This window comes from Lactobacillus sp. B4015 (assembly GCF_026536055.1).
Classification (GTDB): domain Bacteria; phylum Bacillota; class Bacilli; order Lactobacillales; family Lactobacillaceae; genus Lactobacillus; species Lactobacillus panisapium.
In genome coordinates this window covers 18,370-32,090 of the sequence record NZ_JAFNOY010000009.1, presented here as the reverse complement: position 1 = coordinate 32,090, position 13,721 = coordinate 18,370, and the positions used below count along the sequence as shown (strand labels likewise).

Sequence of the window (13,721 nt, the reverse complement as noted above, 5' to 3'; positions counted from 1 at the left end):
ATTTTTGACTTAAGCTCCTAAAACTTTAAAGTATGTTGCTGCAATGCTTACAATTAGAATAATTAACATAATCAGCAACGGATTGAGCTTCTTTTTTAGCATCCAATAAGTTATGCCAAATAATGCCAGTGTTGCTATGCCAGGGAAAATTCCATCAAGAAGCGATTGAACGGTTGAAGCACTTTTACCAATACCGATTTTTGTGATGAACTTTACACTGACCATTTCTTTAGTCATTGCGCCCACCACCATCATGCCGATCATGGACGCGTATTTAGTAATTTTGTCCATTACGCCCGAGTTTTCCACGTTATTAATAACGTTAGAGCCCAAACTATATCCTAAAAATGTACCGTAGTACCGAATAAGATAATGGGGAATATTGAATACTAGGAAAAACAATATTGGTCCTAAAATACTGCCTTTTAGTGCCAAAGTAGTACCAATTCCAGTTGCTAACACTCTAAGAGTTCCCCAGAAAAATGAGTCACCTATCCCTGACAGTGGCCCCATCAATGCTAACTTAACCGCTGAAATTGAACTTTCATCAAAATCTTCATTTGTCGCATTAGCTTCTTCCATTGCAGCGGATATGCCTAACGGCAATGTAACAATGTAGGGCGTCATGTTATACAATTCCAAATTACGTTTTAAAGCATGCGTAAATCTTTTCTTCTCGGGATAAAGCTTTTGTAAAATTGGCATTAATGCCCAAGTAAAGCCAACGTTACCCATTCTTTCGTAATTCCATGAATGCTCATACGGTATGCTTCGCCAAAATAACTTGACTAAATCTGACTTATTAATCTTTTTGTTGTAAGTTGGTTTTAAATTAAAATTCATCGAATCCGTCACCTTCCTGTTCTGTTGTCTTTTTTTCTTCATCTTTATTTTGGGTGTCATGTTCAAAGAAAACATACATAATGGCAGCCATAACTACTGCAAATATTGCTACTCCAGTAGTAGAAATGCCACTGTATGCCACTAAGAAAAATCCGAGAAAGAAAAACGCTGCTACCTTCTTATTCATCATCATTTGTGCCAACATCGCAAAGCCAAGCAATGGTAATAATCCTGCAGCGACATTCATTCCCTCTTGCACAAAAGGTGGAATAATATTTAATAATTTAGCTACCGTAGCTGCCCCAAAATAAAATGCTAAAGGGTTAAAAATTATGCCAGGCCAATTCTGGGCCCAACCAGCCAAAAGCATATTTCTAGTGATTGCATGAGTATTGCCTTCATCAGCGTTATGATCAATTCGATGAATCAACATTAGCATTACCGGTTGCCCAACCGCAGTATTTAAGGCTAGCATTACTGTTGCAATAGGAATTCCTAATGTTAGAGCAGCTGCTGCATTTGCATGGGACTCAATTGCAAGGGAAATTCCTAAAACGGTTCCCGCAATTAAATCAGGAGGATTATAGGCACCAACAGAAACTGCACCGATCATCGCTAACTCCAGTGTTGCGCCCATAATAATTCCGTCTTGCAAATCTCCTAGCACTAATCCCACAAGCGGACCTAAAATAATAGGTCTTTGAAGATAGCTAGTTCCAAGAAGCCATTCTGAATAACCTAAGAAATTAATCAAAAAGATTAATATTGTTTTTAAGAGCAAGGTATTATGCCTCCTTTAAAAACTTTTTGGCATCAATCTTAGTTTCATTAGGTACCATTTGGACAAACAAATCAATTCCAAGATTAGATAAATCTTGCAAGATTGCTACATCCTTTTGATCTAAAAATATGCTTTTTGAGACCTGCTTTTTATCTTCTGCGAACGGCATATTACCTAGATTTAACGCTTTAACGCCAATTGCCTTAACAAGCTTTGCCGCAATTGGTAAAGTTTCACAAATAATAAACAAATGATATTTGTCTGTTATCCCACTTTGTATTTGCTCAATAGCTTCGTCAGTAGATTTAATAACAACTTTTGTTCCCTGTGGTTTGGCCAGGCGCAATGCCTTCATTCTTAAAGGATCATTCTTGACAGTGTCACTTACTAGCAATAATGCATCTGCTCCTATTGCTTGTGTCCAAGAAAATGCAACTTGTCCATGTAACAACCGATAATCAACACGAACCATCTTAATCATTTTGATACCTCCTAATTTGTTTTATTATGATTCTCAAGCTGCCATTTTTGCTTAATTTCAATCAATTCTTGGTCATAATTGGCAGTTTTGATAGCGATTTTCTTATCAAATCGGTCGAAATATGAATGAGGCGGCCAAGTATTTAACTCATCAGCCATTTTAGCTGCAACTAACTGAATAACTGGTAAGGAATAATACAAACTTAGAATCCAATTATTAACGGCGCCCGTTTTGACAACACGCCTATCTTGTTCAATTTGACTTGAACTGGTTATTAAAAATACGTTTGGTGTGACCTCTTTTAAAGCAGTGAATACTTCATGAAAGCGTACGTGCTTTTTTTGAACCATATCATCAATTAAAAAAACAGTGTAATTAGGCGTCAGCTGTATATCTGGTCCATGAAGAAATTCTTCAAGTTCATAGTACATAGCCGGTCGCTTTAATGTTTCTTGAAATTTCAAGGCTCCTTCTTTGGCTACACCTAAGTTCGGTCCGTTACCACAGAAAAAAGTTGGATTATTCATCGCTAACGCAAAATGATTCTGTTTCAAAAATTCTTCAGTAGTTTTCAATAATCCAGGCTGATCCTCAATTACTTTTAGCAGTTGTTCACCAAAAGCAGATTTTCGACTCTCCGATAAAGTACTAATGTTATTGGCAAAAAGTAAAAAGTATTCAACCAAGGTCTGGACACCCATAGTGACATAATCGACATACTCATTACCTACACCGTAATCAAAAATATTTGTTGAATAATCAGCCATTGGGCTATGAATATTTCCTGTGAGAGAAACAAATGAAATTTTTCTTTGCAGTAAATATTTCTGACAACTAATAATATTGGTCGACGAGCCACTTTGTGAAACTATTATCACAAATGTATTTGACCATAAAGCACAATTACACTCTTCAACATGCTCCGGAGTGTATAAATAAACCGGAAGACGGGATAACTCTTGTAAAGCATCTTTAACCATCAACAAAGAATTGTACGATGAGCCAGAAGCAATTAAAGTAAAACTTTGATAATTTTCATTTTTAAAAATCCGGGTAATTGGACCAACTAATTCATTTCTATTGTCAAAGTTTTCCTTTAGCTTTGTCGCTGAATATCGGACATAGTCTTGCATTTTCATCTAAGCACCTCCAATTGGTTTCTTATATATACCACTTGTTAATTTAACTATACCATTTAAAAGATGTTTTGCAAGCGGTTTCTTAAAAGAAATAAATTATCATTTTAGATTAAAGTGACAAAATCTAAGCATAATAGGAATTACAAGGATAAAAAAAGTAGATAACTTTTGGTTCAAAGTTATCTACTACTATGTGATAAATATTTATTACTGACTATGAAAGTGCGGTTATTGTTGGGTTGGCCAAATGTTATTTAACCCGGAAACTGAATTTACGTAAAAATCATCTGGTTGAAGCCCGGTTATTTGACAAAATTTTTCAGTTAAACGCGGAAGACTTAAACGAGACCATACCCGTAAATTGGTTTGGTCATTCACCTTAATCCACTACCCCAATTTATTAAGTTCAGGATAGTCTTGAAGATCGAGTTTTCGCCCATTTTTTAATGAAAATATATATGCAGTATTCCAAAAAAGAAAATTTCCGTTAAAAAAAGAATGGAACGATGATTGCTTTTCTTCATGATAATTCTTAAGCAATTTATTCATTTTAAGTCCTCCTAGCTTTTTGAAGTTTAACAGATTGATGATATTTTTATCTTGGTCAGTTTACTTTATGTTGCTATCATAGCACCATTTGAGTCAATTAGATAGCTCTAGCTATTTTGGCAGATTGTTATTGAATAAATATACGCTAGTCCTAGGTTTAAGTAATAATAAATATCATTTTTTACTTAATTTAATCATCAATGTAATCTGAAACTAAATAAGGCGCATCACACATGATGCGCCCTATTAGCTTAGTTATTATACTTCTTATCGCTAATGATTTTTCCATTACCGATTGATCTGATTTTTTGTGAAGAATCATCGTCATCACCATTTTGGTGGAAGACGCAACCAGAATAAAGCATTACTTGTTTATGCTCATAATCATCATGCTCAAAAGTATAAGTTATCTTATAGACAACATTACTACTATTATCTGGCGCAGGCGAAATGGAAACAATGCTACAATCCATATCATAAGAAATTATCTCGTCATTATCATTAAAGTTACCGATCTGCTCATGCAGTTCTTGGTAACCCTTATTCTCCGCGCCACCAACAAATGCATCTTCATCTGGATCTTCAAAGTTGTCTTCCAAGATACTTTCGGCATCATCCTCGCTGATTAAGCCAGGCCATTCAGGCTTAACGACATTGCTACTACTATCATCGTCATCATCAAAGCCTAAATCATCATAATCAATTACCTTTGATCTGATCGCCTTGCCATCAACTTTCATCATGACATAAATCTTCATGTCATCCGTAGCAGGATATTCTTTAAATACTTTTTCACCGCTCTTATCTAGCGTACCAACCTTTTTCTCGTTAATATAAACATCCGCACCAGGAGAGCTTTTAACCGTAAAATTGACGGTCTTGATATTCATATTAATTGCACTATTTGAAAAAATATTGGCGCTTTTATCAGCAGTTAACTTATGACCAGCAGCAGTTGACTTAACTACAATATGGTATTTTCCAGGAAAAAGCGGCTGTACCTGTTTATAATAACTTTCACCACTACCATTAACCCCGCCAATTTTTTCATCATTAACATAAATCGTCGAATTGGCATGATTGGTCTTAATATGCGGCGTAAAAGTCTTAAATTTTAACGTATATTTAGGGAAAAGCAGTAAATACCGTCCTGACTGTACTAACGAAACGTCTTCATAAGTATCACCATATTTAAAAGCTTCTGCCATCTTATCGGCATCGCTACTATGATCAAAATAATAATTTTGCGTTGGCTTCAAAGCCGCATTAGTGACATGCACACTAGGATTATCCGAAGTAACATAATCTGCTAAGTTTTCCCGCGGATTTTTTAAATACGCAGTAATCTGATCAACTTGATTTTTCCGTTGATAATGATTTGATCCCCAAGCATAAAAAGCAATGAAAGCAACGACTAAAACGCCCACAATGCTCAAGATTACCTTAGTTTTCTTTTTCATCGGCTGGCGCGGTTTATTCACAGTCTGTACTTGATTTTGCGAATTATTGTTAGCGGCTTGCCGGTGAGTCTGATCCGTTCGGTATTCTTGCCGGCTTTGCTTATTATTAGATAGCTTTGCACCACAGTTGGAACAAAACTCCTCGTTTTCGTTAACTCGTCGTCCACAATTTGGACAAAATTCATTTTTATTCATCTTTACACCATCTACATTGAACCATTAAAACCTGAAATAATTTGATTAAAAACTGACCGTAAAACGGAATTATAAATAAGCGAGTTCATTATCAAACTACAAACAAAAATAATGCCAAAAGCAAGCAAAGCGCCATATGCTTTGTCCCGTCGAGCACCATCATTTGCTAGTAAGGCAACTTCTTGACCAATAAAGAATAAAACAAATAATAGTAAAACTAAAAATAAAGTAAATCTGATACTGTTAAGTCCTAAAACCATTAATAAAAAGAAAATGACCGTCAAAATCAAATTTAGGTTACTAGCATGAATCCCGCGGTTGACAAAATCTAGTAGATGAACTTGCTCATCATAAATAAATTTATAGGCCGCAAAGTGACTAGCAATCACAATCACTTGGAAAATCAGGACGATTAAAAATACCCGAAAGACAATGCTGAAAGAAATATCAAAATTGCCCCAACCTCTGGTATCGACCCCGAAATGATTGACTAAGCCAATTGCACCGGTAATAACTGACTTGGCAAAGAAATATAATCCAGTAACAAATAAAACATCTTCAATTAAAATTGTTAACCAGCCGTACCAGCTTTGAACAGTTAAATTACTGTCTGCGGGATGTTTCCATGATTCAACCAGCCATTCCCAATAATTTTGCAAATAACTACCAGAATTAACATGCTGTTGATTAACTTCAGCCACAACTGGTGCAGTTTTTTCAGTTGCAGTATTAGCCTGCTCTGGCTCTTTTTCTAACGTAATTGAACGTAAATCACTACCGCATTTAGTACAAAAATTAACCCCATTTTCCATTAGGGCACCACAATTAGGGCACTTTTTCATTACTTGCTCCTTACATTTATAACAACATTATATGTCTATTAACTACTTTCATCAGCTCCCAAAATCTGGAATAGCAGTACTGGATAGTAAAACACATTCTTCCCACTTTATCTTTTACCCAAATAACTAAACTATATATAAAAAAAGCTAAAAAAGCAGAACACTAATTCATTGTAAAATTATCTATTTTTACTGTCAAATTGTAGTTTTAGACTATAATGAACTGTTTCATAGTTGGTACTTTTTCAAACTGTAGTAAACTAGAGATTAAAAATGAACAAATGAGGTTTAAAAATGAAAATTGTGAATTTGGATAGTTATGCCTTAAACCCCGGTGACCTTGATTGGACACCCCTTAAGCAGTTGGGTGAATGTACCATTTATGATCGAACACCAGTCGATGATGATGCCGAGATTTTGCACAGAATCGGTGATGCTGAAATAGTGTTAACTAATAAAACGCCATTAAATCGAAGTGTTATCACCAAAGCACCTAATCTTAAATACATTGGTGTAACCGCTACCGGGTACAATGTGATTGATACTGCAGCTGCACGGGCAGCTAACATCCCCGTCACTAACATCCCAACTTACGGCACGGACGCAGTAGCACAGTTCACTTTCGCCCTTTTACTTGAAATTACTAGCCAAGTTGGTTTGCACAATAAACTGGTTCACGAGGGCCGCTGGAGCAGCAATCCTGATTTTACTTTCTGGGCAAAACCATTAATCGAACTGCAAGGTAAAACAATGGGACTAATTGGCTTTGGTAGCATCGCACAAAAAGTCGCCGAAATTGCTCATGCCTTTTCAATGAAGGTCATTTTTTATAATCATCGGCCAAAAACAAATCTTCCAAACTACGTAAAACAAGTTAGTCTGGATAAATTATATCAACAAGCCGACATTATTAGTCTTCACGTGCCACAAGCACCTGAAACAACCGAAATGATTGACCGAGAAGCAATTACCAAGATGAAGGATGGCGTTCTATTACTTAATACAGCACGCGGGGGCTTAATTAACGAGCAAGATGTTGCCGACGCTTTGAATAATGGCAAAATTGGGGCAGCTGGTGTTGATGTTGCCACCAAGGAGCCAATTCCTACTAACAGTCCGTTATTAACGGCAAAGAACTGCTACATCACACCCCATATTGCTTGGGCACCGCGCGAAACACGTGATCGGCTATTAGGAATCGCCATTGATAACCTGAAGGCCTTTTTAGCAGGCAAAGAGCTTAATGTAGTTAATTAAACTGGTAAAGTACTTAATTACTACTACATGAAAAAGGCATAGTCCTATTTTGGACTATGTCTTTTATCTTGATTTTTAACAGTTAAACTAAACGAGCTAATTTGTTTCATATCCATCTTCATGTTAGCTGGTTTAATCAAAATATTATATGCACCATATGTAGGGCTACTTGGATTGACATCAATATTTGCCCCAATTTGATAACCCTTAAAGTCATCATAATGCTTCTTAGTTTCCGTTAACTGCAGTAGCCTGTTCACTATAATAAACTTTTTCTGGTAATTTCGGCAGTTCTGCCTTTGGTGGAATCAAATAAACCAGCGTTTTACCATAATTTGTTTTCACTGCGTTAGCAGCCATATTTTTATCTTTGTTAGTTTTCAGTAACACGTAGACGCCGATTTTATAACTAGCAAAATCAGTGAACTGCTTGTTTTGTTTGGTAAGCTCTTTTAATACATATTAGCCAAATGAATTATCGAATTTAAATAGTATTATTATCCTTTTTGCGCGACACAACAAATTTATCAATTAAGAAATAAAGTCCGACCAACAATCCGGCCTGAATAATACCAACAATATAAAATATCAAGCTAAGAGCTGGTACCTTAATAAAGTAGAGTACAATTAACGGACCAGCAATAATCACTAAAGCAGTGGGCAATAAATATTTATTAACTAGTTTCAAATAATCTTTTTCTTGACACTCAATTAAGGCTAACAACGAAAGCAAAATTAAACTGATCCATAACATTTTTCGGCCTTTCTGGCTTTTAACCGTAACATTTAATAAAACAAACAGCCATTTTAGAAATAAACTGGTTGTTATAAAACAAAGTGACCCTAAAAATCTTTACTAATAGCTTTCTGTATTTTTGTAATCGGTTTCATTATAGCATATTTTCTATACAATTTTAATTGAAACAACAAAAATAGTTAAATAAAAAATATCTTTATAATACATTTTCACTTTTATAACCTATTATCAAAAATGATGTAAATACCTAAACTAGGACAAATTAAATGCTTTTATTATGACTAAATTATCTAAAATCAATATCTTTAATCTTTGGCGAATGACCTGGCTCTGACTATAGATTGGCCTTAAGTTATGGTATTAATAATCTGCTTAATCTCAATAACGCAGCAGCTTAGTTTTTTGAATCTTTCTCATACTGAATATTCGCCTGTATTTTTAAAAATAAGCCTTTATTTTAATATTAGTTCAGCATGAATCTGTTTATTAGGTAGTTCTTAATCTAGATTTAAAAATAGTTACGTATGAATGATTTGGATTCACAGTTACCAGCAAAAATGAATATTATATTCCTTTATCTACTAGGAAAAACAAACAACTACTTGGCCAAAAGAAAACAATGAACATCATAAGATCATAATAAGCGCTTACATTAAAAAACATAAGGCTGAATCTCAAAGAACTTCGTTATGGCTATCACCGGATTATTCTGAGTGCAATTGTATTTAGACGAGCACAAATTGAAGCTTAATACCTTACAATCTTTGTCTTAGTTAACTACAAGCCTAACGCAAGTATCTGACTTTAAATAGCCTTATCTTTTCGTACATATCAGAGCTGGCAGTACCAGCATCCTAATCCTAAATTCTATTCTAGGCTAAACGTTTGCCTAAATTAACAACGACAGCAACTCCGGCTGTTACAGACACAGCTTTTGAAAATGAAGAAGCAGTTTACTATGCTAATCTCCTAAAAAACTTGATGCACAAAGAAAGTCAGTAAGCATCAAAATGTCTGCTTCAGCAAGCCATTTACCTCACTAAAATAGAAGTTTTGGCAATTCAAACGCCCATAATGCCTTTGTCAGCGTTAACTCGCGTTACTATAAATCCGCTAAACCGGTTTTGTCTATCATATCGGTATAAAAGGGGGAGGCATTTTTTTCACAAGCCACTGTATCACGGTATCAGCCAGCTTGAAGCAGTCAGCCACATACAACAACTCTACCGTATGCCGATTATTACGACAGAAGAAAACAATCTTCTCGAGCACAATGTTTTAAGAAGATCACAATCTCAGCTACCCATGAATGCTTAAGATTGCTTACCACCTAAACAGGTTTGACCAAGCTTATAATTACAATACGATTAGTTAACAATTGTACTTTACCTTACTAATTTGCTCAAGTTCTTTAAATAACAGCATAGCAATAAAATTAGACTCTACTTGTGTTGCACTAAAGGAGCTAGTTAAGAAAAAGGAAAGTAAAACAATGGATAATCAACACTGATTTGAGCAAAATTGTAAGATTAATCAGTGATATTACTTGATCTTATATAAAAAGAGGACTAGCACCGATTAAATATCGGAAGTTAGTCCTTAATTAAACTCCTTAAACTGTCCTAATGATAACATCAACGTATAAGCTCACACTTTTTATTGAACTAAGAAAACAGTTTTTTCCAGACTGTTAATATACCGCCTTATGCATTTTACGTTGTTACATGACATTGTCAGTTTACAATAAACAAACTTTATAAACTTAATAATGCCAGTGATATGTACCCGAATTTATGAAAATTCCTGAATTTTTGGCTTGGGCTTCAGGATAGTCTTTTAAGAACTGAGAAGAATTAGGTGGATAGACTGTTGCGGTACATCCTTCAGGAATAGTAAATTCGTATTTGCCATCCTTAAGCTTGATCAAAAATAATCCATTCTCACTTAAAAACTTCATTTTAAAATCATTAACCAGATTTTTAAATTTTGGTGCAATCTTAACTTCTTTAAAACCTGGCTTGACCACATTTAAGCCGACAACCTGTCTGATAAACCAATCAAGTATACAGCCCATTGCATAATGGTTAAATGAAAATGTACCCACTTTATTATCAGGCTGAATTCCGGCCCAGGATTCCCAAATAGTTGTTGCTCCATGATCAACTTCGTATAGCCACGAAGGACACTTATCCTGCAAAAACAGTTTCTTAGCTAAATCGACTTGTTCATTATCAACTAATACATCTAACAAATAGGGTACAGATAAAAATCCAGTATCAAGGCAATCGTTGTTATTATGAATTAGTTGTACTAACCTTTTTAACAATTGTTTTTTCACTTTGTTGTCAGCAACCATCTCAAATGCTAATGCAAGAACATAACATCCCTGATAATCAGAGGTTAATTTGCCTTCTTTGACAAATTTTTCTGTAAAAGCTTTCTTAACTTTATTAGCATACTCAATGTAGTCGTTACCTTCTTCACCCAAAACACTGCTTATTTTAGCAAGAAGTTCAGAAGTGTGTGCTAGAAATGCAGTAGCAACCAAATCTTTGGTTACTTCGGCTGACTTCATTGGATTTGGATTCCTTATCATCATACTGGGAAACATCCAATCACCATAATGAAAGGTCGTATCCCAAATAAAACGGTCATTGCCCTTTTTATCTGCAGCAGCACTTCTTACGCTATAATTGTGCCACCTTTTCATCGCCTGATAGTTTTCTTTCAGAACTTCCTTATGTCCATATCTTTGATACAAAGTCCACGGTATCATTACGATTGCATCGCCCCAACCCGCTGAACTCAAGGTACCCTTAAAATCTAGCGTACTTTGGTAAAAATCTTCAGGGGCAGGAGAATAATCAATAATTTCTCCATCCTTTTGCTGATCAATCCGCACATTCTTTAACCAGCGACGAATCAAACTTTCTGTATCGTAATAAAAAGTAGAGGCAGGAGCAAAGATTTGCATGTCACCAGTCCAACCGACCCGTTCACGTTGTGGGCAGTCAGTTGGAATTGACAACATGTTACCCCGTTCACTCCATTTAATATTTTGGAGTAAACGATTAATTCGTTTATTTGATGTGCTGACTTCACCCGTTCTTTTCATATCACTAAAAATAATAATTGCTGTCAGTTCCTTAATATCTACTTGGTTAAGATTAGTAATTCTTATATATCTAAAACCGTGAAAAGTAAAGTCAGGCTCAAAAGTTGCCAAGTCGCCACTACCAATTATATGGTCTTCTTGATCTTTATTACGACCAATTATATTCTTAAAGAAATGTCCGTTTTGGTCCAAAGCTTCAGAGTGCTCTATTTTAATATCAGCACCTTTTTTAAAATTAGCTGTCAGTCGAATTCTCCCAGCAATAACCTGGCCAAAATCAGCAATCAGCTTATTGCCTTCCTGCCAAATTTTTTTAACCGTTAATGTTTGCATTTTTTTCACTTGGGGACCATATTGTGAAGACAAGCGATGATAATCTGCATCGATTACTCTGGCTTTTTCAGGAAAAGGATCCACATCAGTTAGCTTATTCTTAATGCGAAGATCTTGCTTTTCACCAATGACAATGTCTGAATATTTCCATTTACCCGTGCCCACCGAGAAGGTTTCATCCGTACCAATTTTCACCTTACTATTATCAGTATATTCAATAGTTAAATCAGCAAGTAATGCTAACTGATTTCCATACTGACAACTTGCTCCTGAAACTGCAACTCGACCGGCATACCAGCCATCAGCAACGACTGCAGTGAATACGTTGTGACCTTTAACTAACAACTCTTTTACACTATATGTTTGATATTGTAAGTACTCCTGGTACTGTGTATAATCAGGAGTAAAAATGGCATCGCCAATTTTTTTACCGTTTAAATATGCCTGATACAAACCCTGTGCTGTAATTTCTAATTTTGCAGATTTGACTGGCTTATTTAAATCAAAAGTCTTTTTAAAAACTATCGGAGCATGCAGTCTTTCTTCAACGGGTTTAGGAATAGGTGCTTTTTTACCGCTAAACATATCTGCCAGTGAAAATTTTGGCTCTTCACTGACCTTAGCAAAACCTGAGCTTATCCATTTCCCTATCCATTCACTTTCACTATTCTTGTTCATTTTTCTCCTATCCTTCTTTTACGGAATTTGACATAATCCTTTTGCCTAGATTTGCCAAAATACAAATTAAGCCAATTACAAAGCAGCAAATGCAACCAAATGTAAAGGAACCTTCACCTGCTTTAATATGTAGTAAATTTAATAAAACTGGACTGATAAAGCCACCGATTGAATTCATAAACTGAAAGACCATCATTGAGACAGCAAGTTCATATTTGTGTGAAACAACTGACATATAAAACGGTATTGTCGACATGATCATTGACATCGCAAAACCGGATAAGATGCCGCCAATACAAATTAAAACTAGGCTATTTGCAGTTCTACCCAATAGGAAAGTAATTCCTAAAGTAATAAAGCCGCTAGCAATTATTTTATCCTTAAATATCCTGTTTAAATATTTTAAACTAAAGCCGGCAATAAAGCCGCCAGCTGTACCAACGGCATTAACAATACCAGTTATACTTGTACTTCCTAACTGTTTTTGATCAATAACGATTGACAGGTTAGTTGGATAAATTGTATAAAGAATACCCATTAAAAGGGTTATTAAACCTATTAGCCAAATATACCCATTTAAATTGCCTAAAATTCCAAAGACATTGCTATTGACGCTTTTTTCATTATAGTCTACTTTATCAGTAGGCAAAACGAACAATACTAAAAGAAAAACGAAGATGCCTAGCAGAAAGACCCAATAAGAGTTGACCCAACTTTTAGCTCCCAAAAGTCCGCCACCAAACATCATTAAAATAGATCCTAAACTATTCATAGCAGTATTTTTACCCATCATTTCATTTCTTTCTTCTCCTTCAAAGAAGATCGAAATGAGCATAGGAATTAAGGTGTTAACAAAGCCCAAGCCGAAGCCCAGGATAAAAGCACAGCCTATTAAAACGTCGACACTACCATGAATTACTAAGGGCAGCAGCCCACCAACTGTAGTAATTAATAATCCAATTAACGATAAAGATTTTTTGGAATACTTAACACCTAGAATACCAACTACTATTGTGGCAATTAAGGTTCCTAAAGATGGCACTGTTCCTATCATTTGAATTTTTGCTACGGGAACATTCGGAAAAGATTTTGTCATCGCTCCAAATGCATTGGTAATTACTAAAAAGCTCATTGTTAGTAAGCTCATACTTAAAATGCTTATTTTTAGTTTTGGTTTATTCATAACAAATACCTCTTATCATATAAACGCATTCACTAATAGGCCTATTTATTTTGCAAAATCATATTATCAGTTTACTGTAAGCGTTAACAATATGGTGATATGATAAGA

The 13,721-nt window shown here is 35.2% G+C and carries 13 protein-coding genes; 1 reads left to right on the top strand and 12 read right to left on the bottom strand.

The window, feature by feature from the left end; translation table 11 throughout:
- Window positions 1-9 precede the first annotated feature (9 nt).
- From J3U71_RS09270 to J3U71_RS09240, 7 genes are all read right to left on the bottom strand, one after another.
- Entirely contained in the window at window positions 10-843 is an 834-nt protein-coding gene (locus J3U71_RS09270) for a PTS system mannose/fructose/sorbose family transporter subunit IID (protein ID WP_220269187.1), read from the bottom strand.
- Window positions 833-1,624, bottom strand: a complete 792-nt coding sequence (locus J3U71_RS09265; RefSeq protein ID WP_267393922.1) for a PTS mannose/fructose/sorbose/N-acetylgalactosamine transporter subunit IIC — start codon at window positions 1,622-1,624, stop codon at window positions 833-835. Before J3U71_RS09265 ends, J3U71_RS09270 begins: the two co-directional genes overlap by 11 nt.
- A 4-nt stretch (window positions 1,625-1,628) precedes the next feature.
- Complete coding sequence (locus tag J3U71_RS09260) at window positions 1,629-2,105, bottom strand: PTS sugar transporter subunit IIB (protein ID WP_220269185.1); 477 nt, start codon at window positions 2,103-2,105, stop codon at window positions 1,629-1,631.
- An 11-nt stretch (window positions 2,106-2,116) separates the two neighbouring features.
- Window positions 2,117-3,244 carry an SIS domain-containing protein gene (locus J3U71_RS09255; protein WP_220269184.1) on the bottom strand — a complete coding sequence of 376 codons (1,128 nt, stop codon included), beginning with the start codon at window positions 3,242-3,244 and terminating at the stop codon, window positions 2,117-2,119.
- Window positions 3,245-3,631: 387 nt separating this feature from the next.
- The gene (locus J3U71_RS09250) at window positions 3,632-3,793 is read right to left on the bottom strand and encodes a hypothetical protein (protein ID WP_220269183.1); all 162 of its coding nucleotides are present in this window, start codon (window positions 3,791-3,793) and stop codon (window positions 3,632-3,634) included.
- A gap of 251 nt (window positions 3,794-4,044) precedes the next feature.
- On the bottom strand, window positions 4,045-5,448 hold the full coding sequence (locus J3U71_RS09245) for a zinc ribbon domain-containing protein (RefSeq protein WP_267393926.1): 1,404 nt from the start codon (window positions 5,446-5,448) through the stop codon (window positions 4,045-4,047).
- A gap of 11 nt (window positions 5,449-5,459) precedes the next feature.
- Window positions 5,460-6,290, bottom strand: coding sequence for a DUF6574 domain-containing protein (locus J3U71_RS09240; protein WP_267393928.1), 831 nt, complete (start codon window positions 6,288-6,290; stop codon window positions 5,460-5,462).
- A gap of 294 nt (window positions 6,291-6,584) precedes the next feature.
- On the opposite strand from J3U71_RS09240, the gene J3U71_RS09235 reads away from it, so the two are divergent.
- Window positions 6,585-7,547: a D-2-hydroxyacid dehydrogenase gene (locus J3U71_RS09235; protein ID WP_267393930.1), complete on the top strand. Its 963-nt coding sequence runs from the start codon at window positions 6,585-6,587 to the stop codon at window positions 7,545-7,547.
- Between the two features lie 44 nt (window positions 7,548-7,591).
- On the opposite strand, the gene J3U71_RS09230 is transcribed toward J3U71_RS09235, so the two are convergent.
- The 5 genes from J3U71_RS09230 to J3U71_RS09210 all read right to left on the bottom strand — a co-directional run bounded on the left by J3U71_RS09230 (window position 7,592) and on the right by J3U71_RS09210 (window position 13,613).
- Window positions 7,592-7,807 (bottom strand): hypothetical protein, encoded by a 216-nt coding sequence (locus J3U71_RS09230; RefSeq protein WP_220269179.1) that lies wholly within the window; start codon window positions 7,805-7,807, stop codon window positions 7,592-7,594.
- Entirely contained in the window at window positions 7,776-7,907 is a 132-nt protein-coding gene (locus J3U71_RS09225) for a hypothetical protein (protein WP_258562420.1), read from the bottom strand. Before J3U71_RS09225 ends, J3U71_RS09230 begins: the two co-directional genes overlap by 32 nt.
- Before the next feature lie 124 nt (window positions 7,908-8,031).
- A complete protein-coding gene (locus J3U71_RS09220; protein WP_267393932.1) occupies window positions 8,032-8,301 on the bottom strand; it encodes a hypothetical protein in 270 nt (89 codons plus the stop codon).
- A 1,765-nt stretch (window positions 8,302-10,066) separates the two neighbouring features.
- On the bottom strand, window positions 10,067-12,430 hold the full coding sequence (locus J3U71_RS09215) for a family 78 glycoside hydrolase catalytic domain (RefSeq protein WP_267393934.1): 2,364 nt from the start codon (window positions 12,428-12,430) through the stop codon (window positions 10,067-10,069).
- 7 nt (window positions 12,431-12,437) lie between these two features.
- Complete coding sequence (locus J3U71_RS09210) at window positions 12,438-13,613, bottom strand: MFS transporter (RefSeq protein WP_267393936.1); 1,176 nt, start codon at window positions 13,611-13,613, stop codon at window positions 12,438-12,440.
- Window positions 13,614-13,721: the final 108 nt, after the last annotated feature.

What these genes read in the sequence shown, in the direction of transcription:
- J3U71_RS09270 (WP_220269187.1), bottom strand. Translation starts at nt 843, where the DNA reads ATGAATTTTAATTTAAAACCAACTTACAACAAAAAGATTAATAAGTCA.
- J3U71_RS09260 (WP_220269185.1), bottom strand. Translation starts at nt 2,105, where the DNA reads ATGATTAAGATGGTTCGTGTTGATTATCGGTTGTTACATGGACAAGTT.
- J3U71_RS09255 (WP_220269184.1), bottom strand. Translation starts at nt 3,244, where the DNA reads ATGAAAATGCAAGACTATGTCCGATATTCAGCGACAAAGCTAAAGGAA.
- J3U71_RS09250 (WP_220269183.1), bottom strand. Translation starts at nt 3,793, where the DNA reads ATGAATAAATTGCTTAAGAATTATCATGAAGAAAAGCAATCATCGTTC.
- J3U71_RS09245 (WP_267393926.1), bottom strand. Translation starts at nt 5,448, where the DNA reads ATGAATAAAAATGAATTTTGTCCAAATTGTGGACGACGAGTTAACGAA.
- J3U71_RS09240 (WP_267393928.1), bottom strand. Translation starts at nt 6,290, where the DNA reads ATGAAAAAGTGCCCTAATTGTGGTGCCCTAATGGAAAATGGGGTTAAT.
- J3U71_RS09235 (WP_267393930.1), top strand. Translation starts at nt 6,585, where the DNA reads ATGAAAATTGTGAATTTGGATAGTTATGCCTTAAACCCCGGTGACCTT.
- J3U71_RS09225 (WP_258562420.1), bottom strand. Translation starts at nt 7,907, where the DNA reads ATGGCTGCTAACGCAGTGAAAACAAATTATGGTAAAACGCTGGTTTAT.
- J3U71_RS09220 (WP_267393932.1), bottom strand. Translation starts at nt 8,301, where the DNA reads ATGTTATGGATCAGTTTAATTTTGCTTTCGTTGTTAGCCTTAATTGAG.
- J3U71_RS09215 (WP_267393934.1), bottom strand. Translation starts at nt 12,430, where the DNA reads ATGAACAAGAATAGTGAAAGTGAATGGATAGGGAAATGGATAAGCTCA.
- J3U71_RS09210 (WP_267393936.1), bottom strand. Translation starts at nt 13,613, where the DNA reads ATGAATAAACCAAAACTAAAAATAAGCATTTTAAGTATGAGCTTACTA.